The 19,422-nt window shown below is 60.9% G+C and carries 22 protein-coding genes; 8 read left to right on the top strand and 14 right to left on the bottom strand.

The annotated features are described in order from the left end of the window. Positions 1-13: 13 nt before the first annotated feature. A complete protein-coding gene (cysD, locus tag CAG02_RS20670) occupies positions 14-931 on the top strand; it encodes a sulfate adenylyltransferase subunit CysD (protein ID WP_007953546.1) in 918 nt (305 codons plus the stop codon). Positions 932-940: 9 nt separating this feature from the next. Then, positions 941-2,839: a sulfate adenylyltransferase subunit CysN gene (cysN, locus tag CAG02_RS20675; protein ID WP_085711769.1), complete on the top strand. Its 1,899-nt coding sequence runs from the start codon at positions 941-943 to the stop codon at positions 2,837-2,839. Positions 2,840-3,371: 532 nt separating this feature from the next. Here cysN and CAG02_RS20680 read toward each other — a convergent pair. The 3 genes from CAG02_RS20680 to CAG02_RS20690 all read right to left on the bottom strand — a co-directional run bounded on the left by CAG02_RS20680 (position 3,372) and on the right by CAG02_RS20690 (position 6,769). After that, positions 3,372-4,277 carry an acyltransferase gene (locus CAG02_RS20680; RefSeq protein WP_085711768.1) on the bottom strand — a complete coding sequence of 302 codons (906 nt, stop codon included), beginning with the start codon at positions 4,275-4,277 and terminating at the stop codon, positions 3,372-3,374. A 4-nt stretch (positions 4,278-4,281) separates the two neighbouring features. Then, complete coding sequence (pta, locus tag CAG02_RS20685) at positions 4,282-6,381, bottom strand: phosphate acetyltransferase (protein ID WP_085711767.1); 2,100 nt, start codon at positions 6,379-6,381, stop codon at positions 4,282-4,284. A 61-nt stretch (positions 6,382-6,442) separates the two neighbouring features. Beyond that, positions 6,443-6,769: a DUF3565 domain-containing protein gene (locus CAG02_RS20690; protein ID WP_085711877.1), complete on the bottom strand. Its 327-nt coding sequence runs from the start codon at positions 6,767-6,769 to the stop codon at positions 6,443-6,445. Between CAG02_RS20690 and CAG02_RS20695 the strand changes: the two genes are divergently transcribed. The 3 genes from CAG02_RS20695 (at position 6,738) to CAG02_RS20705 (ending at position 9,089) form a co-directional block, all read left to right on the top strand. Then, positions 6,738-7,223 carry a peptidylprolyl isomerase gene (locus tag CAG02_RS20695; protein WP_085711766.1) on the top strand — a complete coding sequence of 162 codons (486 nt, stop codon included), beginning with the start codon at positions 6,738-6,740 and terminating at the stop codon, positions 7,221-7,223. The genes CAG02_RS20690 and CAG02_RS20695 overlap by 32 nt on opposite strands. A gap of 122 nt (positions 7,224-7,345) precedes the next feature. After that, entirely contained in the window at positions 7,346-7,828 is a 483-nt protein-coding gene (locus CAG02_RS20700; protein WP_007959082.1) for a glutathione peroxidase, read from the top strand. Positions 7,829-7,985: 157 nt separating this feature from the next. Continuing rightward, positions 7,986-9,089 carry an NADH:flavin oxidoreductase gene (locus CAG02_RS20705; protein WP_085711765.1) on the top strand — a complete coding sequence of 368 codons (1,104 nt, stop codon included), beginning with the start codon at positions 7,986-7,988 and terminating at the stop codon, positions 9,087-9,089. Here the strand turns inward: CAG02_RS20705 and CAG02_RS20710 are convergent. After that, positions 9,058-10,278 (bottom strand): glycosyltransferase family 1 protein, encoded by a 1,221-nt coding sequence (locus CAG02_RS20710; RefSeq protein ID WP_085711764.1) that lies wholly within the window; start codon positions 10,276-10,278, stop codon positions 9,058-9,060. The two genes, CAG02_RS20705 and CAG02_RS20710, sit on opposite strands and share 32 nt — an antisense overlap. 42 nt (positions 10,279-10,320) lie before the next feature. Beyond that, positions 10,321-11,073 (bottom strand): sulfate transporter CysZ, encoded by a 753-nt coding sequence (gene cysZ, locus CAG02_RS20715; protein ID WP_085711763.1) that lies wholly within the window; start codon positions 11,071-11,073, stop codon positions 10,321-10,323. A 312-nt stretch (positions 11,074-11,385) separates the two neighbouring features. On the opposite strand from cysZ, the gene trxB reads away from it, so the two are divergent. Further along, positions 11,386-12,348, top strand: coding sequence for a thioredoxin-disulfide reductase (trxB, locus tag CAG02_RS20720; RefSeq protein WP_085711762.1), 963 nt, complete (start codon positions 11,386-11,388; stop codon positions 12,346-12,348). A 185-nt stretch (positions 12,349-12,533) separates the two neighbouring features. On the opposite strand, the gene CAG02_RS20725 is transcribed toward trxB, so the two are convergent. From CAG02_RS20725 to CAG02_RS20750, 6 genes are all read right to left on the bottom strand, one after another. Continuing rightward, positions 12,534-12,872, bottom strand: coding sequence for a HopJ type III effector protein (locus CAG02_RS20725; protein ID WP_085711761.1), 339 nt, complete (start codon positions 12,870-12,872; stop codon positions 12,534-12,536). Then, positions 12,865-13,161, bottom strand: a complete 297-nt coding sequence (locus tag CAG02_RS20730; protein WP_085711760.1) for a DUF1244 domain-containing protein — start codon at positions 13,159-13,161, stop codon at positions 12,865-12,867. The genes CAG02_RS20725 and CAG02_RS20730 overlap by 8 nt, the downstream gene beginning before the upstream one ends. Before the next feature lie 68 nt (positions 13,162-13,229). After that, positions 13,230-13,601: a dihydroneopterin triphosphate 2'-epimerase gene (folX, locus tag CAG02_RS20735; RefSeq protein WP_007957207.1), complete on the bottom strand. Its 372-nt coding sequence runs from the start codon at positions 13,599-13,601 to the stop codon at positions 13,230-13,232. After that, complete coding sequence (folE, locus tag CAG02_RS20740; protein ID WP_085711759.1) at positions 13,602-14,162, bottom strand: GTP cyclohydrolase I FolE; 561 nt, start codon at positions 14,160-14,162, stop codon at positions 13,602-13,604. 22 nt (positions 14,163-14,184) lie between these two features. Next, positions 14,185-14,895: a dihydromonapterin reductase gene (gene folM, locus CAG02_RS20745; RefSeq protein WP_085711758.1), complete on the bottom strand. Its 711-nt coding sequence runs from the start codon at positions 14,893-14,895 to the stop codon at positions 14,185-14,187. A 56-nt stretch (positions 14,896-14,951) separates the two neighbouring features. Beyond that, positions 14,952-15,521, bottom strand: coding sequence for an antibiotic biosynthesis monooxygenase (locus CAG02_RS20750; protein WP_085711757.1), 570 nt, complete (start codon positions 15,519-15,521; stop codon positions 14,952-14,954). A 222-nt stretch (positions 15,522-15,743) separates the two neighbouring features. Between CAG02_RS20750 and CAG02_RS20755 the strand changes: the two genes are divergently transcribed. Then, complete coding sequence (locus CAG02_RS20755) at positions 15,744-16,703, top strand: MerR family transcriptional regulator (RefSeq protein WP_085711756.1); 960 nt, start codon at positions 15,744-15,746, stop codon at positions 16,701-16,703. 3 nt (positions 16,704-16,706) lie between these two features. Here CAG02_RS20755 and CAG02_RS20760 read toward each other — a convergent pair whose 3' ends face one another. Next, the gene (locus CAG02_RS20760) at positions 16,707-17,312 is read right to left on the bottom strand and encodes a hypothetical protein (protein WP_085711755.1); all 606 of its coding nucleotides are present in this window, start codon (positions 17,310-17,312) and stop codon (positions 16,707-16,709) included. A 54-nt stretch (positions 17,313-17,366) separates the two neighbouring features. Beyond that, complete coding sequence (locus CAG02_RS20765; protein WP_085711754.1) at positions 17,367-17,843, bottom strand: PAS domain-containing protein; 477 nt, start codon at positions 17,841-17,843, stop codon at positions 17,367-17,369. A 153-nt stretch (positions 17,844-17,996) separates the two neighbouring features. On the opposite strand from CAG02_RS20765, the gene CAG02_RS20770 reads away from it, so the two are divergent. Continuing rightward, positions 17,997-18,452, top strand: coding sequence for a flavodoxin (locus CAG02_RS20770; protein WP_085711753.1), 456 nt, complete (start codon positions 17,997-17,999; stop codon positions 18,450-18,452). Here the strand turns inward: CAG02_RS20770 and CAG02_RS20775 are convergent. Then, a complete protein-coding gene (locus CAG02_RS20775; RefSeq protein WP_085711752.1) occupies positions 18,442-19,329 on the bottom strand; it encodes a LysR family transcriptional regulator in 888 nt (295 codons plus the stop codon). The genes CAG02_RS20770 and CAG02_RS20775 overlap by 11 nt on opposite strands. Positions 19,330-19,422 lie beyond the last annotated feature (93 nt).

The following is a 19,422-nucleotide window of genomic DNA, read 5'->3' on the forward strand; positions in this document are numbered from 1 at the left end:
TTCGTGAGTAGCCATGGTCGACAAACTGACGCATCTGAAACAGCTGGAGGCGGAAAGCATCCACATCATCCGCGAGGTGGCCGCCGAGTTCGACAACCCGGTGATGCTGTACTCCATCGGTAAAGACTCCGCCGTGATGCTGCATCTGGCACGCAAGGCGTTCTTCCCGGGCAAACTGCCGTTTCCGGTGATGCACGTCGACACCCGCTGGAAATTCCAGGAGATGTACAAGTTCCGCGACAAGATGGTCGAAGAGCTGGGCCTGGACCTGATCACCCACGTCAACCCGGATGGCGTTGCGCAGGGCATCAACCCGTTCACCCACGGCAGCGCCAAACACACCGACATCATGAAGACCGAGGGCCTGAAGCAGGCACTCGACAAGCATGGTTTCGACGCCGCGTTCGGCGGTGCCCGTCGCGATGAAGAGAAGTCCCGCGCCAAGGAGCGCGTCTACTCGTTCCGTGACAGCAAACACCGCTGGGATCCGAAGAACCAGCGTCCGGAGCTGTGGAACGTCTACAACGGCAAGGTCAACAAGGGCGAATCCATCCGCGTATTCCCGTTGTCGAACTGGACCGAGCTGGACATCTGGCAATACATCTACCTCGAAGGCATCCCGATCGTTCCGCTGTACTTCGCCGCCGAACGCGAAGTGATCGAGAAGAACGGCACGCTGATCATGATCGACGACGAGCGCATCCTCGAGCACCTGTCCGACGAGGACAAGGCGCGCATCGTCAAAAAGAAAGTGCGTTTCCGTACCCTTGGCTGCTACCCGTTGACGGGCGCGGTGGAGTCCGAGGCCGAAAGCCTGACGGACATCATTCAGGAAATGCTCCTGACGCGAACTTCCGAGCGCCAGGGCCGTGTCATCGACCACGATGGCGCAGGCTCGATGGAAGACAAGAAACGTCAAGGCTATTTCTAAGGGGCTGTCATGTCGCACGCATCTGATTTGATCAGCGAGGACATCCTCGCCTACCTGGGCCAGCACGAACGTAAAGAGCTGCTGCGCTTTTTGACCTGCGGTAACGTCGATGACGGCAAGAGCACCCTGATCGGGCGCCTGCTGCACGACTCGAAGATGATCTACGAAGATCACCTCGAAGCCATTACCCGCGATTCGAAGAAAGTCGGCACCACCGGTGACGACATTGACCTGGCGTTGCTGGTCGACGGCCTGCAGGCCGAGCGCGAGCAGGGCATCACCATCGATGTCGCCTACCGCTATTTCTCCACCGCCAAGCGCAAATTCATCATCGCCGACACCCCCGGCCATGAGCAGTACACCCGCAACATGGCCACCGGTGCCTCCACCTGTGACTTGGCGATCATCCTGGTCGACGCCCGTTACGGCGTGCAGACCCAGACCCGTCGCCACAGTTTCATCGCCTCGCTGCTGGGCATCAAGCACATCGTTGTCGCCATCAACAAGATGGACCTGAAGGGCTTCGATCAGGGCGTGTTCGAGTCGATCAAGGCCGACTACCTGAAGTTCGCCGAAGGCTTGAAGATGAAGCCGACGAGCATGCACTTCGTGCCGATGTCCGCCCTGAAGGGCGACAACGTGGTGAACAAGTCCGAGCGTTCGCCGTGGTACACCGGTCAGTCGCTGATGGAAATCCTCGAGACCGTGGAAGTGGCGGGCGATCGCAACTTCACCGATCTGCGTTTCCCGGTGCAGTACGTCAACCGTCCGAACCTGAACTTCCGCGGTTTCGCCGGCACCCTGGCCAGCGGCATCGTCAAGAAGGGCGACGAAGTCGTGGTCCTGCCGTCGGGCAAGAGCAGCCGCGTGAAATCCATCGTCACTTTCGAAGGTGAGCTGGAACATGCCGGCCCGGGTCAGGCGGTGACGCTGACCATGGAAGACGAGATCGACATCTCCCGTGGCGACCTGCTGGTACACGCCGACAACGTTCCGCCGGTGACCGACAGCTTCGAAGCGATGCTGGTGTGGATGGCTGAAGAGCCGATGCTGCCGGGCAAGAAATACGACATCAAGCGTGCCACCAGTTACGTGCCGGGCTCCATCGCCAGCATCGTCAACAAGGTCGACGTCAACACCCTCGAAGAAGGCCCGGCGAGCGCGTTGCAGCTCAACGAAATCGGCAAGGTGAAGATCGCGCTCGATGCGCCGATCGCCCTCGACGGTTACGACAGCAACCGCACCACCGGCGCGTTCATCGTCATCGATCGTTTGACCAACGGCACCGTCGGCGCCGGCATGATCGTCGCCCAGCCGCTGGCTCATGGCACGGCCACCCATCACGGCAAACTGGCCCATGTCGCGACCACCGAGCGCGCCCAGCGTTTCGGTCAGCAACCGGCCACCGTGCTGTTCAGCGGCCTGTCGGGCGCGGGCAAGAGCACGCTGGCCTACGCGGTCGAGCGCAAGCTGTTCGACATGGGGCGTGCGGTGTTTGTACTCGATGGTCAGAATCTGCGTCACGACCTCAACAAAGGTCTGCCGCAGGATCGCGCCGGTCGCACCGAGAACTGGCGTCGTGCCGCGCATGTGGCGCGTCAGTTCAACGAAGCGGGTCTGCTGACGCTTGCTGCGTTTGTGGCGCCGAGTGCTGAAGGTCGTGAGCAGGCCAAGGATCTGATTGGCAAGGAGCGTTTGCTGACGGTCTATGTCCAGGCTTCGCCGACTGTTTGCGCCGAGCGTGATCCGCAAGGTTTGTACGCGGCGGGTGGCGATAACATTCCGGGTGAGTCGTTCCCGTATGACGTGCCGCTGGATGCTGATCTGGTGATCGATACCCAGTCGCTGTCGCTGGAAGAGGGTGTCAAGCAAGTGCTGGATCTGCTGCGCAAGCGTGGTGCGATTTAAGCGTTAGCTGCCAATAAAAAGCCCGTCGATGAGTGATCATCGGCGGGCTTTTTTTTTGTGGTTGGCCTGCTGGCGGTGGCGGCCTTTGGGCCGGCCATGCTCTTGGGGTTTTGGGTGTATATCCGTTTCTTCGGGGGTTGCGGCTGGCGGTTTCGCCCTTACGGCGAGTCCCTTTTTCAAACGCCAAAAAGGAACCAAAAGGCTTGGCCCCGGCGTTCGGCCCCTCGCTGGGGCTCGGGGTTCCTTCGTTCCTGGATTCATCCGGGGGCATCGCCTACGGTTTGCTTCGCTGCACCTCCTCTCGATGCATGCGGCTTCGCCGCACGGTCGCTGCGCTCCCACCCCCGGATGAATCCCTCCACTCAGCCTGCCGAAGGGGCCGGCACGTCAAAAGCGGTACTCGAGCTAACGCTCATCGTGTTGAGTGGTGGGAAGCGAAAAGCCAATAGCGAACTGCTTTTCTGTGGGAGTCAGCCTGCTGGCGATGGCGGCCTGACAGCCGGCCTGTTCTGTCGGGGCTCCCTCAGGGTAATCAGCGTTGGTTCGGATACTCGCGATGCATTTGCTCCAGCAGCGCATCCTTGTCCTGCCACAGCTGGTTGATCCAGCCCTGGAATTGCAGGCGGTATTCGCCGTCCTGGTCGTAGTTCTTGCCGATGAACTGCGGCGGGATTTTCAGTTCTTCAAAGTGCACCACCACGTCCCGCACGTTGCCGCACAGCAGGTCCCAGAAGCCTGGACGTCCGCCCGGATAGTGGATGGTCACGTTGACGATCGATTCCAGCTGTTCGCCCATTGCATCCAGCACGAAGGCAATGCCGCCGGCTTTGGGTTTGAGCAGGTATTTGAACGGTGACTGCTGCTGCGCGTGCTTGCCTTCGGTGAAGCGTGTGCCTTCGACGAAGTTGAAGATGCCCACCGGGTTGTCGCGGAATTTCGCGCAGGTCTTGCGGGTGGTTTCCAGGTCTTTGCCTTTCTTTTCCGGGTGTTTTTCCAGATAGGCTTTCGAGTAGCGTTTCATGAACGGAAAGCCCAGCGTCCACCACGCCAGGCCGATGATCGGCACCCAGATCAGTTCCTGTTTGAGGAAGAATTTCAGCGGCTGGATACGACGGTTGAGCACGTATTGCAGCACCAAAATATCGACCCAGCTTTGGTGGTTGCTGGTGATCAGGTACGAGTGTTGATAGTCCAGGCCTTGCAGGCCGCTGAGGTGCCAGCGGGTGCGGCGCACCAGGTTCATCCAGCCTTTGTTGTTGCTGATCCAGGCTTCGTGGGTGTGGCTCATCAGCCAGCGCGAAGCGCGGCGTGCGAGGTCGAACGGCAGCACTTTGATCAGCGCCACGAGAAACAGGAACGAGCACAGCAGGATCGTGTTCAGCGCCAACAGCAGCGCGGCGATCACGCCGCGCAGGGTGGCAGGGAGAAAAGCCAGCATCGGGTCAGATATCCAGAGGTCGGTTGGCAGCCTGAATCGCAGTCAGGGCGATGGTGTAGACGATGTCGTCGACCTGCGCGCCGCGCGGCAGATCGTTCACCGGTTTGCGCAGGCCTTGCAACATCGGGCCGAGGCTCACGCAGTCGGCGCTGCGCTGCACGGCTTTGTGGGTGGTGTTTCCGGTGTTCAGGTCGGGGAACACGAACACCGTGGCGCGACCGGCCACCTGGCTGTTCGGCGCCAGTTGCCGGGCCACGGTTTCGTTGGCGGCGGCGTCGTATTGCAGCGGTCCATCGATCAGCAGCGAGTGCTGTTGTTCGTGGGCGAGCAGGGTGGCTTCGCGGACTTTCTCGACTTCCTCGCCGGTGGCGGATTCGCCACTGGAGTAGCTGATCATCGCCACGCGCGGAGTGATGCCGAACGCGGCGGCCGAGTCGGCGCTTTGCAGGGCAATCTCCGCCAGTTCGCTGGCGCTCGGGTGAGGGTTCATCACGCAGTCACCGTAGACCAGCACTTCTTCGGGGAACAGCATGAAGAACACCGACGACACCAGCGTGCAGCCCGGCGCCGTCTTGATCAGTTGCAGTGCCGGGCGGATGGTGTTGGCGGTGGTGTTGATGACGCCGGAAACCAGTCCGTCGACCTCATCCAGCGCCAGCATCATGGTACCGATCACAACGGTGTCTTCCAGCTGCTGCTCGGCCATCGGCGCGTTGAGGCTTTTGCTCTTGCGCAGGGCGACCATCGGTTCGACGTAGCGCTCGCGGATCAGATCCGGATCGAGGATTTCCAGCCCCGGCGGCAACACGATGCCCTGCGCCCGGGCGACGGCTTCGACGTCCGCCGGTTTGGCCAGCAACACGCAACGGGCAATGCCACGCTCCTGACAGATCGCCGCCGCTTGCACGGTGAACGGCTCGCTGCCTTCGGGCAGCACGATGCGTTTGTTCGCAGCCTGGGCGCGTTGTATCAATTGATAGCGGAACACCGCTGGAGACAGGCGCATTTCTCGCGGCGTACCGCAGCGCTGATGCAGCCACTTGGCATCCAGATGACTGGCGACGAAATCGGTGATGATCTCCGCGCGTTCGCGGTCATCGACGGGGATTTCCTTGTTCAGGCCGTTGAGCAGGTTGGCGGTGTCGTAGGAGCCGGTGCTCACCGACAACACCGGCAAACCAGCCTGCAGCGCGCCACGGCACAGGTCCATGATGCGCGGATCCGGCAGGGTGTCGCTGGTCAGCAACAGGCCGGCCAGCGGTACGCCATTGATGGCGGCGAGGCTGACGGCGAGGATGATGTCGTCGCGATCGCCCGGAGTTACCACCAGCACGCCGGGTTTGAGCAGGTCCACGGTGTTGCGCATGGTGCGTGCACAAATGATGGTCCTGGTCATGCGCCGGGTTTCGTAGTCGCCGGCGTTGAGCACCTGGGCGCCCATCAGGTCGGCGACGTCGCGGGTGCGCGGGGCGTTGAGTTCCGGCTGGAACGGAATGCAGCCCAGCAGGCGGAAATCACCGCTGCGCAGCAACGGCGAATGTTCTTTCAGGCGCGCGGCGAAGGCATCCATGCTCTCGTCGGTCTTGACCTTGTTGAGGATCACGCCGAGGACTTTCGGGTCTTTCGGCCCGCCGAACAGTTGCGCCTGCAACTCGACGCGGCCGGACAGTTCGGTGAGCACTTCGTTTTCCGGCGCCGAGACCAGAATCACTTCGGCGTCCAGGCTCTTGGCCAGGTGCAGGTTGACCCGCGCGGCATAGCTGGCGCTGCGGGTCGGCACCATGCCTTCGACGACCAGCACGTCCTTGCCGACGGCAGCATGCTGGTAGAGCGCGATGATTTCTTCGAGCAACTCGTCGAGCTGACCGTCGCCAAGCATCCGCTCGACATGGGCCAGGCCCAGCGGCTGTGGCGGTTTCAGGCCGTGGGTGCGGGCCACCAGTTCGGTGGAACGCTCTGGGCCGGTGTCGCCCGGATGTGGCTGGGCAATCGGTTTGAAGAAGCCGACTTTCAGCCCGGCCCGTTCCAGCGTACGCACCAGCCCGAGGCTGATGGAGGTCAGACCCACACCAAAATCGGTGGGCGCGATAAAAAAAGTTTGCATGCGGATTCTCTAAGGGTGCATGGCAAGGGCGTGGGCCTATGGCTGGCCTTCCACCGGTTTTTCAGGCGTCAAGGTTAGCGCTAACCGCGCCTTGAGCGCACCAACCGCAAGCAAAGGGTTGGCCTATTTTTTCAATACGTTGCGTTGCGTCCAGCACCCATGCCCGCGACTGCCACGGCGGTTGGTGACGCAGGTGCTGGGTGTGGCCGCAGGAAAGCTCGGCCACCCAGTGACCGTCTTCGTCCTGATGGAAGCCTGTGATCGTCGAATCCCGTTTGTCAGGGTTGTGTTCGCTTTCGAGCGATTGCTTCGCTAAACTTGGCCTTTCTATATTCTTATGCAAAAGGTCTCGCCCCATGCTGATCGCCGCCAATAAGGCTGTCTCCATCGACTATACCCTGACCAACGACGCTGGTGAGGTCATCGACAGCTCCGCCGGCGGCGCTCCGCTGGTTTACCTGCATGGCGCAGGCAACATCATCCCGGGCCTGGAAAAAGCCCTGGAAGGCAAGGAAGTCGGCAACGAGCTGGAAGTTTCCGTTGAGCCGGAAGATGCCTACGGCGAGTACTCGGCCGAACTGGTCAGCACCCTGAGCCGCAGCATGTTCGAAGGTGTCGACGAGCTGGAAGTCGGCATGCAGTTCCACGCTTCGGCGCCGGACGGCCAGATGCAGATCGTCACCATCCGTGATCTGGACGGCGACGACGTGACCGTCGACGGCAACCACCCGCTGGCCGGTCAGCGCCTGAACTTCAAAGTGAAGGTCGTTGCTATCCGTGACGCCAGCCAGGAAGAAGTCGCTCATGGTCACGTCCATGGCGAAGGTGGCCATCACCACTGATTTTCTGCGCTAAGCTCAGAGAACTGGAGAGGCGCCCGAGGGCGCCTTTTTAGTCCGCGGCTGTCCTTGGTAGTCTCGCCAAGTGGCTGTTTCGAGTAGAACACGGGAATCTGGAGTTCGTCATGAGTGCTTTTCACGACCTTAAGTTGACAGCCCTGGATGGTCAGGAGCTACCGCTGGCACCCTTCAAGGGCCAAGTCGTGCTGGTGGTCAACGTCGCCTCCAAATGCGGCTTGACCCCACAGTACGCGGCGCTGGAAAACCTCTATCAGCAATACAAGGGCAAAGGCTTCAGCGTGCTGGGCCTGCCGTGCAACCAGTTTGCCGGCCAGGAACCGGGCAGCGAGCAGGAGATTCAGGAATTCTGCAGCCTTAACTATGGCGTGAGTTTTCCGTTGTCGAAGAAGCTCGAAGTCAACGGCCACGATCGCCATCAGCTCTACCGTCTGCTGGCGGGCGAGGGCGCCGAATTTCCCGGCGACATCACCTGGAATTTCGAGAAATTCCTGCTCGGCAAGGACGGTCGCGTACTGGCGCGTTTCTCGCCGCGCACTGCGCCGGATGATCCTTCGGTGATCACGGCAATTGAAAAAGCCCTGAGCTGAAACGCGAAAATCGCAGCCATCGAGCTGCGATTTTTTTTGCCTGCCTTTTGACCCTTAATCATTCAGATCAATAGTGCTATGACACTGTTGGAACTCCGCATATTATCGCCGTCATATGAGTTCAATGCCCGTCGATCAATTTTTCGTGGAGCCTCCCATGCCTGTTCAAGCCTTGTTCAAACCGTTCCAGCTCGGTGCCCTCGAACTGCCGACCCGCGTAGTCATGGCGCCGATGACCCGTTCGTTCTCTCCGGGTGGCGTCCCCAATTCCAAAGTGATCGAGTACTACCGTCGTCGCGCGGCGGCCGGTGTCGGCCTGATCATCACCGAGGGCACCACCGTCGGCCACCAAGCCTCCAACGGCTACCCGAATGTGCCGCAGTTCTTCGGCGAAGCGGCACTGGCCGGCTGGAAGAAAGTCGTCGACGCGGTGCACGCCGAGGGCGGCAAGATCGTCCCGCAACTGTGGCACGTCGGTAGTGTTCGTCGTATCGGTACCGAGCCGGATGCCAGCGTGCCGGGTTATGGCCCGACCGAGAAACTCAAGGACGGTCAGGTCGTGGTGCACGGCATGACCAAACAGGACATCCAGGACGTGATCGCGGCCTTCGCCCAGGCTGCCAAAGATGCCCAGAGCATCGGCATGGACGGCGTGGAGATCCACGGCGCCCACGGTTACCTGATCGACCAGTTTTTCTGGGAAGGCAGCAACCAGCGCACCGACGAATACGGCGGCAGCCTGGCCAACCGTTCGCGTTTCGCCATCGAGCTGATCCAGGCCGTGCGCGCTGCCGTAGGCGAAGGTTTCCCGATCATCTTCCGCTTCTCGCAGTGGAAGCAGCAGGACTACACCGCACGTCTGGTGCAAACCCCGGAGGCGCTGGGCGAGTTTCTCAAGCCGCTGTCCGACGCCGGAGTGGACATTTTCCACTGCTCGACGCGCCGTTTCTGGGAGCCGGAATTCGACGGTTCCGAACTGAACCTGGCGGGCTGGACTCGCAAGCTGACCGGCAAACCGACCATCACCGTCGGCAGCGTCGGCCTCGATGGCGAGTTCCTGCAATTCATGGTCAACACCGACAAGGTGGCGCAACCGGCCAGCCTGGAAAAGCTGCTGGAGCGTCTGAACAACGATGAGTTTGATCTGGTGGCCGTGGGCCGTGCGCTGCTGGTGGATCCGGACTGGGCGCAGAAAGTGCGCGAAGGCCGCGAGCAGGACATTCTGCCGTTCAGCCGTGAGGCGTTGATGACGCTGGTTTGATCGAAGTGGGGGGCTTGTCGCGCAGGTCGCGGCAGGCTCCCTGCAGATGGTGTTCAAACTGCTCGATGATGGCCGCCCAGCCTTGACGACTGGCATGCTGGCGGGCGTTCAATCTGACGCAGCGCAAGGTTTCATCCTCTTCCAGCAGCCACTGCGCTGCATCGCAAAACGCCTCTTCATCCCCCGGCATTGCCAGCACGCCGTTGTAGCCGTGGCGAATATGCTGCGCAGCCGCCGCCTGATCGTAGGCCACCACGCCAAGGCCTGACGCCAGAGCTTCCAGCACGACGTTGCCGAACGTCTCGGTCATGCTCGGAAACAGGAACAGATCGCCGGACGCATAGTGCGCCGCCAATGCTTCGCCGCGTTGCGAGCCGCAGAAAATCGCCTCGGGCAATTCTTTTTCCAGCGCCACCCGCTGCGGTCCGTCACCGACGATGATCAGTTTCAGGTTGCGCTGTGGATAAGCGCTGGCGAGTTTCTCGAAGCAGCGCTTGAGCAGGCCAAGGTTCTTCTCGGGCGCCAGGCGTCCTACGTGAATCACCGCAATGTCCTGCTCACTCAATCCCCATAGTTCGCGCAAGGCGTTCAGGCGTTTGGTCGGGTGGAACAACTGGCTGTCGACGCCTCGGGACAGCAGCGCCAGACGATCGAAATGCCGCCGTTCCAGTTCCAGTCGCTGGCTGACGCTCGGCACCAGGGTCAGTGCCGAACGATTGTGGAACCAGCGCAGATAATGCGTCAGCAAACGCGTCAGCAGACCGAGACCGTACTGATTGGTGTACTGCTGGAAGTTGGTGTGGAAGCCGCTGACTACGGCGATGCCCAGGCGGCGTGCGGCTCGCAGTGCCGACAACCCGAGCGGGCCTTCGGTGGCGATGTACAGCACATCCGGGCGCTGGCGTGTCCAGCGGCGCAGCAACTTGTGCATCGACGACTGACCCCACTGCAACCCCGGATAACCCGGCAGCGGCCAGCCCCGGCACAACAGCAGCGCATCGTCTTCACTGCGCTGCGGATCGTCACCCTGACGCGGCCGCACCAGTTCCACCCGATGCCCGCGCGCGCGCAAGCCGTCGCACAAGCGGCCAAGGGTATTGGCCACGCCGTTGATTTCCGGTGGGAAGGTTTCGCTGATCAGGGTGATATGTAGAGCTGTCGTCATGGCCTCAGTGTCGGCTGAGGCCATGTCGCGCTTGTGACGTTCGGATGATGGATTTGTGACGTGCGTTCAGCGTTGTGTCACGAGGTTTTCGGCACCGCGCTCGCGCACCCAGAACAAGGTCGCCCCGGCCACGGCCGCCGGCATCATCAGGATGTTCACCACCGGGATCAGCAGCGCCAGGTAAACGACCCCGCCGAAGCTCATGCTCTGCCAGCGTTTCTGGCGCAGCCAGGCGAGCATCTCGTTCCAGCCCAGTTTGTGGTTGTCCGCCGGGTAGTCGATGTACTGGATCGCCATCATCCATACACCGAACAGCAGCCACAGCGGCGCGGCGATAATATTCACCATCGGGATGAACGACAGGATGAACAGGCCGATGGCCCGGGGCAGAAAGTAGCCCAGTTTGCGCATTTCCCGGGCGAGGGTGCGCGGGATCATTGCAATCAGTTCGCCCCAGCTGAAGGCCGGGAAATCGTCGGTGCCGCGCACCACGACTTCGACTTTTTCCGCGAGAAAGCCGTTGAACGGCGCGGCGATCACGTTGGCGAGCATGGTGAAAGTGAAGAACACCATCAACGCCACCAGCACCACGAACAGCGGCCACAGGATGTAGCTCAGGAAGCTCAGCCAGTCGGGGAGCGACGGCATCAGGGAATCGACCCACAGGCTGAACTGGTGACCGGCGAAATAGATCAATCCGACGAACAGCACCAGGTTGATCGCCAGCGGCAGCAGCACAAACAGGCGCAGGCCAGGACTCAGGACCAGTTTCAGGCCTTCGCGCAGGTATTGCGGGCCGGAGAGAACAGGGGCGGGCATAGGGTGCTCCGAGCAAGGGAAAACGCGCCGACCTTACCGGCTTTGCATAAGCTGTGAAAGCGCGGCAGCGGGATCGACATTCACTGTAACAAAGACGGCCATCTCGTCAGTGTGTCGGCATAGAGACCACCTATGAGCTGGATTGTTAAACCGTATTTCCTTAATCTTGCCCCCCTCGATACGCTGCACCCAACTTTTTACAGGACTGTCGAGCTCACGCCTTCCCCAAGGTTATCCACAGTCCTTTTTTATTCTCGCCGGCAGTCCGGCGTCCGCGCCTGATGTATCGGCCGGTCAACAGGAGACAGGTTCATGTCTGAAGTCCGTCATTCGCGAGTGATCATTCTCGGTTCCGGCCCTGCCGGTTACAGCGCTGCTGTCTACGCTGCCCGTGCCAACCTCAAGCCGCTGCTGATCACCGGCATGCAGGCCGGCGGTCAACTGACCACCACCACCGAAGTCGACAACTGGCCGGGCGACGTCCACGGTCTGACCGGTCCGGTGCTGATGGAGCGCATGCGCGAGCACGCCGAGCGTTTTGAAACCGAGATCGTCTTCGATCACATCAACGCCGTGGACTTCGCTTCCAAACCGTACAGCCTGACCGGCGACAGCGGCACCTACACCTGCGACGCTCTGATCATCGCCACCGGCGCCAGCGCTCGTTACCTGGGCCTGCCGTCGGAAGAAGCGTTCATGGGCAAAGGCGTTTCGGCCTGCGCGACCTGCGACGGTTTCTTCTATCGCAACAAACCGGTGGCCGTGGTCGGTGGCGGCAACACCGCTGTCGAAGAAGCCCTGTACCTGGCCAACATCGCCAGCAAGGTCACCCTGATCCACCGTCGCGAAACCTTCCGCGCCGAGAAGATCCTGATCGACAAGCTCAACGCCCGTGTGGCCGAAGGCAAGATCGAGCTGAAACTGAACGCGACCCTGGACGAAGTGCTGGGTGACAACATGGGCGTGACCGGTGCGCGTCTGAAGAACAACGACGGCAGCTTCGACGAGATCAAAGTTGACGGTGTGTTCATCGCGATCGGCCACACCCCGAACACTTCGTTGTTCGAAGGTCAGCTGGAGCTGAAGGACGGCTACCTCGTCGTTCAGGGCGGCCGTGAAGGCAACGCCACCGCGACCAGCGTCGAAGGCATCTTCGCCGCCGGCGACGTGGCCGACCACGTTTACCGTCAGGCCATTACCTCGGCCGGCGCCGGCTGCATGGCGGCACTGGACACCGAGCGTTACCTGGACGATCTGCAGAACGCTTCGTTCTAAGATCGCAGGTACAAAAAAACCGGCCAATTGGCCGGTTTTTTCATGCTCGCTACTTTGCGGTAAATACTGTTCTCTGTGGGAGCGAGCTTGCTCGCGATGACGGCTTCACATTCAACTCATGTATTGACTGAAACTCCGCTATCGCGAGCAAGCTCGCTCCCACAGGAATAGTGTTGTTTCGAGATTTACCGGCGGGTCAGCGGCTGCGCGTCGAACTTCACACCGGCCAGACCGTGCTTGATCAGCGCACGGATATTGCCGTGATCGCTGCCTTCAGGCGTTGCCACAACCGAACGGTAGTGTTCGCCGAACGCCAGCAGGGCTTCTTCATCGCTCAAGCCTTCCAGCAGCGCCAGACCCAACGTCTTGCACGAACCTTCGTTCTGCCCGGCCGCGTTTTCCACGCCGCCGTTGTTGAACGCCTGAGGCTGGTAGTCGTAACCGGCGGCGATGAACGCCAGGGTGTCGGCAAAAACGTGTTCGCCGCTCTTGAGGCTGGCGCGCAGGGTGTTCAGATCACTCATTGGGTTTTCCTTTGGCGAACGCCGCTTGTTGTTCGGCGCTGGCTTCTTGCTGATATTGGGCTTTCCACTCGGCGTACGGCATGCCGTAAACCACTTCCCGGGCATCGTCGAGGCTGACCTCGATCTGGCGTTCGTCGGCGGCGGCCTTGTACCACTTCGACAGGCAATTGCGGCAGAACCCGGAGAGGTTCATCAGGTCGATGTTCTGCACATCCTTGCGGCTGTCCAGGTGGGCGACCAGCCGGCGGAAGGCGGCGGCTTCGAGTTCGAGGCGTTGTTGCTCGGTCATGATGGGCTCTGTGCAGTCAAATCGTGGCGCGGATGATAAAAGTCTGACGCCCGGAGCGCCAGACGCACTCAGCGGCTGGCGGCGAGGGTAATCGACACCGACTCGGCAAAACGCAACGCGTGCGGCTTGTCGACTTCGACCTCGGCGTACAGCACCGATTCGTTGGCCATCACCAGATCCAGCAGCTCCTGGGTCAGGCGTTCGAGCAGCGCAAAACGGTTGCCCTCCACATGGGCGATGATCGCCTTGGTGATGGTGCGGTAGTTCAGCGCGTGGTCGATGTCGTTATCACGCACCGCTTCCTGCGCGGCGTACAGGATGGTCAGGTTGATCAGCACATCCTGCTTGTTGAGGATTTCGTCCTCGTTGATCCCGATAAAGGTGCGCAGGCGCAGATCCTTGACCCGGATGCGCGCCATTCCCGGTTGAAGTTGTGGCATTTACTTGCTCCGTCCAATCAATTGCAGGAACTCCTGGCGGGTGTTGCTCGACTCGCGGAAGGCGCCGAGCATGACCGAGGTGTTCATGGTCGAATTCTGTTTCTCGACACCGCGCATCATCATGCACATGTGTCGGGCTTCGATGACCACCGCGACACCGGCGGCATCGGTGACTTGCTGGACCGCCTCGGCGATCTGGCGGGTGAGGTTTTCCTGGATCTGCAGGCGGCGGGCGAACATGTCCACCAGCCGTGCGATCTTCGACAGTCCCAGCACCTTGCCCGTCGGAATATAAGCCACATGGGCCTTGCCGATGAAGGGCAGCAGGTGATGTTCGCACAACGAGTAGAGCTCGATGTCGGCAACGATGATCATCTCGTCGCTGTCGGACGCGAACAGCGCTCCATTGACGATCTCGTCGACGCTCTGTTCATAGCCGTGACACAGATACTGCATGGCCTTGGCCGCGCGCACCGGTGTGTCGAGCAAGCCTTCACGGTCGGGGTCTTCACCGAGGCCGATGAGGATCTCGCGGTAGTTTTCGGGCAGGGAACGGGTCATGGAGCATCCTCGCGGGGGCGTTTTACTTGACGTGCCGCCCGCCGTTGACGGTCAGGGTGGTGCCGGTGACATAAGGGTTGTCGAGCAGATAACGCAGGCTCTGATAGATCACTTCGCTGCCCGGCTCGATGCCCAGCGCGGACTTGGCCAGCGCCTTGGCACGGTATGTCGCGTCGTCGTCGGGATTGAACAATAGCAGGGCCGGCGCGATGCCGTTGACCTTGATCGACGGCGCGTAGCGCGCGGCGAAGGACAGCGTGAGGCTGTCGAGCCCGGCCTTGCTGGCGCAATAGCCGATGTGCTTGCTGCTGCCCTTGCGGGTGACGTCGTCGCTGATGTGGATGATGTCGGCTGGGCTCGACCGTTGCAGCAGATCGGCGCAATGCAGGTTGATCAGGTACGGCGCCAGCATGTGAATGTTGAACATGCGGGTGAAGGCTTCGGCTTCGCCGTCGCCGTTTTCCGCCAGCCATTCGGAAGCGTTGTGCACGATGGCCCGCAGGCTGTCGGTGTGGGTCTTCAGTTCAGCGATGAAAGCGAGGATCGAAGCCTCGCTGGAAAAGTCCGCGAATAGGCCGACGGCCCCCAGATCCCTTAACGTTTTCACACCGGGACGTTCGCTGCGGTAGGTGAAGATGACCCGGTGGCCGTCTTCCAGCAGCCGCTGCGCGCAATGCAGCCCGACGCGCTGGCCGGCGCCAGTGATGAGAATGGGGGCTGCAAAGGAGGTCATGATCGGCTCGCGTCGAGGTCTGAGCAAAAACTATAACAGCGACGCGAGCGATGGTTTCAGCGATTTTGCGCGGGCGCCGCACCGGGCAATGGACGGGCTGGGGCGCTGTTGAGCCAGCCGGCCAGCAGACGCGTCGACAGCGGGATGAAGAAATAGACCATCAACGGTGTCAGGCACAGCGTGCTGATGAATACGCGGGGCAACAGACTCATTTCTCCGAGCAGCGGACCGAGCACGAAGTTGAACAGCAGCGACACCGGGAAGAACGCCAGCCAGATGGCTACGGCCTGTTTCCAGCGCGGTGGGCGGACGCCTGCGGCGCCGAACCAGCCTTCGATGCCGCTGACCCGATGTTCCTTCGGATGGGCGAACAGATCACTGCCACGGGACAGCCACGCGGTGCGCGACGCCGAGTGCTCCCAGGCATGCAGGGTCTGTTCGTCGACAAAGCGGAAAATGATCTGGAATTCATTATCGCCGGGAGGCGGAGCCAAGACGCCGGAACCGAGATAGCCGGGGAAATCGGTGGCCAGTTGTTCGCCTTCGCGCAGCCAGGCGATCAGATCCTGATAGCGGCCATCGGCGACGCGACGGGCGACCATCAGCGTGACGGGGGAAGTAGACATTGTGTATCTCCGAATTGCATTTGCGTCGCTCCGGGTAGGAGTTTCGCCTGACGCAGCGCCGGGGTAGAGGGCTGCGCTTTTCGACAAGCAAGGATTATTCCCGATTATTGTGACGAAACCAGAGACGTTCGTCCCATTTCATCGCTTGAACCGACAAGGGGCATCCAGAGTAGAATGGGATCCAACTCCGCTAACAACGCCAACAAGGACGTGTCCGCACACATGCCTGTCATTACTGACGTTCGCCTTGCCTCGCAGGCCTCTGTTGCGCTTGAGCGCGAGGAGCTTTTCCCCATACGCGAGGTGGCGCGTCTGACCGGCGTGAACCCGGTGACGCTGCGTGCATGGGAGCGGCGTTATGGTCTGATCCAGCCGACGCGCACCGAAAGTGGGCACCGGCTGTATTCGATGACCGATATCGAGCGCGTTCGCAGCATCGTCGACTGGATCGATCGTGGTGTTTCGGTGAGCAAGGTCGGCAGGATCCTGGCCAAGACCGAGCCGATGAAGGTGTTGGCACACATCATTCCCGATGACCTGGTGCAGGCCGACTACCTGCAATGGCAGGAGCAGGTTCAGCGGGCGGTCAGTTCGTTCGATGACCAGGAGCTGGATCGGGTCTACGGGCAGATTTTCTCTTCCTACACGCTGCCTGTGGTGTTCCAGGACATCCTGATGCCGCTGTGGCTGCAGCTGTTGCAGCGACAGGATGCATTCGGGCAAACCAGCGAGTGGCTGTTCCTCGACGGTTTCCTGAGGGCCCGGGTACTGCAGCGCATTGTTGTGTTGCGTGGCTCGCATCCGCGCAAGGTGATTGTCAGTGCCCTGGCCGGGCAATGCCGTGAGCTTGAACTGCTGGTGGCGGCGCTGTTTCTCAGTGGCAACGATGCAGGCGTTCGGGTGTTGACCACCGGTCAGCCGTTCGATGAGCTGACACTGGTTTGCGAAAAGATCAAACCCCAGGCGCTGGTGCTGTTTTCCAATCACGCCCCGACTGCCGAATTGCCCCGGCGTCTGAACCGCCTGGCCCTGAGCCTGGATTGTCAGCTGATGTTGGCCGGCGATGCGTCGGATCTGGCGCAGGACAGCCTGGCCGGATCATCTGTGGGCTGTCTGGGCAATGAAGGGTCAACCATGCGCCAGCGTCTGAACCAGTTTCTCGCGGGGACGCTGGATACCTGAGGCTCAGGTGTGCAGGGCAGGGTGAGTCAGGCGATGTTGCTGAAGGATGAACTGGCGCAGCCGCTCGGTTTCGTCAGCGTCGCTCTGGCTCAGGTCGTAGGCGTAGAAACCGTTTTCGGTTTCCCGTTCGAAGGTGCCGCGCAGGGAAATCCGCTCATAGCCTGATGGGCTGAACCACAGGGCGAAATGCTTCGGCGGCTTGGTCTTGTTGCGCACTTCCAGCAGCACGCCTTTATGCGAAACCTCGTGAACCCACAGCATGCCCGGCTGACCCTTGGCATTCTCCAGAGCGACCGGTTCTTCAAGGGCCAGACGCCACGGGCGCACCATCGGGCCGTCTTCATAGATGCTTGGCACACCCAGGCGCAAATGCAGGGCATGAAATTCGTCTTCCACCAGATGCAGCGGAAAGGTCATCTGCTGGTTTTCGAAGTTGGCCTGGATGGTGACTTGCTCATGGGCCGCCAGGCGCGTGAGCAGATCACGGATCTGCGAACCACCATTGACCAGCAGGCTCGACGTCGCATCCCGCACATTGAGCTGCGGGTTGTGTTGCATGGTCTGGATGAAATCCAGCTCATCCTGGGTCAGGAGGGCGTCGCGTTGCATGGGTAGCTCGAAATAAATAATTACAAAGTCATTGGTGATTGTAGTTAATGACACTTAGTTCGCAGTTTTGTTTGCGCCGTTCGTCGCTTTCAGGGCAGCAAGCTCGGCTTCGAGTGCCGCGACCTGGGCTTCCAGCTGCACCACTCGCTGCTGCGCCTTGACCTGAACGGTGACGTCCTTCTGCACCCCAACGAAGTAAGTCTGTCCGTCATCAGCGTTTTTTACCGTCGACAGCGACAGCTCGTTCCAGAACGGTGTGCCGTCCTTGCGATAGTTGCGCAAGATTTCGCGGCACGATCCGCCGTTTTTCAATACATCGCGAATCAACCCCAGGCTGGCCTGATCGCGATCACCGGCCTGCAGGAAACGGCAATCCTGATAGAGAATCTCTTCACTGGTGTAGCCGGTCAGTTTTTCGAAAGCAGGATTCACGTAAATCAGAATGTTGTCCTGATCGCCTTCCTTTTCCGCCACCACGATTCCATCGTTCGACGCGTTGATCACCATCTGCAGCAGGCTGGCATTGATCATCTTTGAATCCCTTCAAGGTTGTCGGTGGCAGGCATTCTAGAAGATCAATCGGCGCTGTCTACTGGCCATCAGCGCTTATCGAGAGCCAATCGCAACATTGCGTCGGTGGCTGTTACTATCGCCGCTCTTTTTTTCAGTTTCAGGATCAGATTGATGAAAGTCGCCATCCTCTCCGGCTCGGTGTACGGCACGGCCGAAGAAGTCGCTCGCCACGCGCAGAGCCTGCTGAAAGCCGCCGGTTTTGAAACCTTCTACAACTCGCGCGCCAGCCTCGCCGATCTCCAGAGCTTTGGCCCCGAGGCCTTGCTCGCCGTGACTTCGACCACCGGCATGGGCGAGTTGCCGGACAACCTGCAACCGCTGTACTCGAGCATTCGCGACCAGTTGCCGGCGGCCTGGCGCGGTTTGCCTGGCGCGGTGATCGCCTTGGGCGACGCCAGTTACGGCGACACGTTCTGCGGCGGTGGCGAGCAGATGCGTGAATTGTTCGGTGAGCTGGGCGTACGTGAAGTGCAGGACATGCTGCGCATCGACGCCAGCGAAAGCGTCACCCCGGAAACTGACGCAGAGCCATGGCTCGAGCAGTTGATCACCACGCTCAAGGGCTGATCCCGCGTTCGCGCAGCAGCGCGAGCCAGGCCTGCGCCGCCTTCGACAGATAGGCGCCCCGGCGCCAGATGAAGGCGATGTCCCAGCGCAGGTAGTCCGGCGCGTTCAAGGTCAGGCGCACCACGCCTGGCCGCACCAGCCCGCGGGCCACCACGCTCGGCAGCAGCACCACGCCTTGCCCGGCGGCGACCAGCGCTGCGAGAAAGTCCGCCTGACCGCTACGGCCACCTTCCTTCGGGGTGAAGCCCATCTGCTGGCACGCCTGAAGCAAACGGTCATTGAGCACGAAACTGCGCTGATACAGCAGGAACGGCGTGTCGGCCAGTTCCTCCAGACCGATTTCACCTTTCGTCGCCAACGGGTGATCCACCGGCAGCAGTGCATCGAGCGGCTCATCGCAGAACGGCTGAAAATCGAACTGCGGATCTTTCGGCAGCAGACTGCCGCCCAGCTCCAGTTCCCCGCTCAGCACCGCCTGTTCGACATTGCGGCTGCCGCCTTCGAGCAATTGCACGCTGATGTTCGGGTAACGCCGTCGGTATTCGGCGAACAGCCCGGCGAACAGCGCATCGCTGCCCAGCAAGGGCAAGCCGAGGCGCAACTCGCCCCGCGCCAGATGACTGAGATCATCCAGTTCCGTGAGCAATTCATCGCGCAGGCGCAGCATGCCTTCGGCCCGTTGCAGCACCACGCTGCCGGCGGCGGTCAGGCGCAATTGCGAACCCAGGCGATCGAGCAGCGGGGTGCCGAGGCTCTGTTCGAGCTGGGCGATCTGCTTGCTCACGGCGGACTGACTGATGTGCAGGGTTTTCGCCGCCTGGGTGAAACCACCCTGGTGCAAGACTTCGACGAAGCTTTTGAGCTGTTTGAATTCCATGGCCAGATTCCAGATTGGAATGGCTTTGAGTCTAACAATTCGCTTCGGAGATGGCAGTCGGCTTCGTAAAATAGGCACCTGAAAGGAGCCCAC

The organism is Pseudomonas sp. R43(2017), from assembly GCF_002112345.1.
GTDB lineage: Bacteria > Pseudomonadota > Gammaproteobacteria > Pseudomonadales > Pseudomonadaceae > Aquipseudomonas > Aquipseudomonas kribbensis.

What these genes read in the sequence shown, in the direction of transcription:
- CAG02_RS20695 (WP_085711766.1), top strand. Translation starts at nt 6,738, where the DNA reads ATGCTGATCGCCGCCAATAAGGCTGTCTCCATCGACTATACCCTGACC.
- folX (WP_007957207.1), bottom strand. Translation starts at nt 13,601, where the DNA reads ATGCCACAACTTCAACCGGGAATGGCGCGCATCCGGGTCAAGGATCTG.
- CAG02_RS20690 (WP_085711877.1), bottom strand. Translation starts at nt 6,769, where the DNA reads ATGGAGACAGCCTTATTGGCGGCGATCAGCATGGGGCGAGACCTTTTG.
- CAG02_RS20775 (WP_085711752.1), bottom strand. Translation starts at nt 19,329, where the DNA reads ATGGAATTCAAACAGCTCAAAAGCTTCGTCGAAGTCTTGCACCAGGGT.
- pta (WP_085711767.1), bottom strand. Translation starts at nt 6,381, where the DNA reads ATGCAAACTTTTTTTATCGCGCCCACCGATTTTGGTGTGGGTCTGACC.
- CAG02_RS20730 (WP_085711760.1), bottom strand. Translation starts at nt 13,161, where the DNA reads ATGACCGAGCAACAACGCCTCGAACTCGAAGCCGCCGCCTTCCGCCGG.
- CAG02_RS20710 (WP_085711764.1), bottom strand. Translation starts at nt 10,278, where the DNA reads ATGGCCTCAGCCGACACTGAGGCCATGACGACAGCTCTACATATCACC.
- CAG02_RS20705 (WP_085711765.1), top strand. Translation starts at nt 7,986, where the DNA reads ATGCCTGTTCAAGCCTTGTTCAAACCGTTCCAGCTCGGTGCCCTCGAA.
- CAG02_RS20760 (WP_085711755.1), bottom strand. Translation starts at nt 17,312, where the DNA reads ATGCAACGCGACGCCCTCCTGACCCAGGATGAGCTGGATTTCATCCAG.
- CAG02_RS20770 (WP_085711753.1), top strand. Translation starts at nt 17,997, where the DNA reads ATGAAAGTCGCCATCCTCTCCGGCTCGGTGTACGGCACGGCCGAAGAA.
- cysZ (WP_085711763.1), bottom strand. Translation starts at nt 11,073, where the DNA reads ATGCCCGCCCCTGTTCTCTCCGGCCCGCAATACCTGCGCGAAGGCCTG.
- CAG02_RS20755 (WP_085711756.1), top strand. Translation starts at nt 15,744, where the DNA reads ATGCCTGTCATTACTGACGTTCGCCTTGCCTCGCAGGCCTCTGTTGCG.
- cysD (WP_007953546.1), top strand. Translation starts at nt 14, where the DNA reads ATGGTCGACAAACTGACGCATCTGAAACAGCTGGAGGCGGAAAGCATC.
- CAG02_RS20725 (WP_085711761.1), bottom strand. Translation starts at nt 12,872, where the DNA reads ATGAGTGATCTGAACACCCTGCGCGCCAGCCTCAAGAGCGGCGAACAC.
- CAG02_RS20750 (WP_085711757.1), bottom strand. Translation starts at nt 15,521, where the DNA reads ATGTCTACTTCCCCCGTCACGCTGATGGTCGCCCGTCGCGTCGCCGAT.
- folE (WP_085711759.1), bottom strand. Translation starts at nt 14,162, where the DNA reads ATGACCCGTTCCCTGCCCGAAAACTACCGCGAGATCCTCATCGGCCTC.
- CAG02_RS20700 (WP_007959082.1), top strand. Translation starts at nt 7,346, where the DNA reads ATGAGTGCTTTTCACGACCTTAAGTTGACAGCCCTGGATGGTCAGGAG.
- cysN (WP_085711769.1), top strand. Translation starts at nt 941, where the DNA reads ATGTCGCACGCATCTGATTTGATCAGCGAGGACATCCTCGCCTACCTG.
- CAG02_RS20765 (WP_085711754.1), bottom strand. Translation starts at nt 17,843, where the DNA reads ATGATCAATGCCAGCCTGCTGCAGATGGTGATCAACGCGTCGAACGAT.
- trxB (WP_085711762.1), top strand. Translation starts at nt 11,386, where the DNA reads ATGTCTGAAGTCCGTCATTCGCGAGTGATCATTCTCGGTTCCGGCCCT.
- CAG02_RS20680 (WP_085711768.1), bottom strand. Translation starts at nt 4,277, where the DNA reads ATGCTGGCTTTTCTCCCTGCCACCCTGCGCGGCGTGATCGCCGCGCTG.
- folM (WP_085711758.1), bottom strand. Translation starts at nt 14,895, where the DNA reads ATGACCTCCTTTGCAGCCCCCATTCTCATCACTGGCGCCGGCCAGCGC.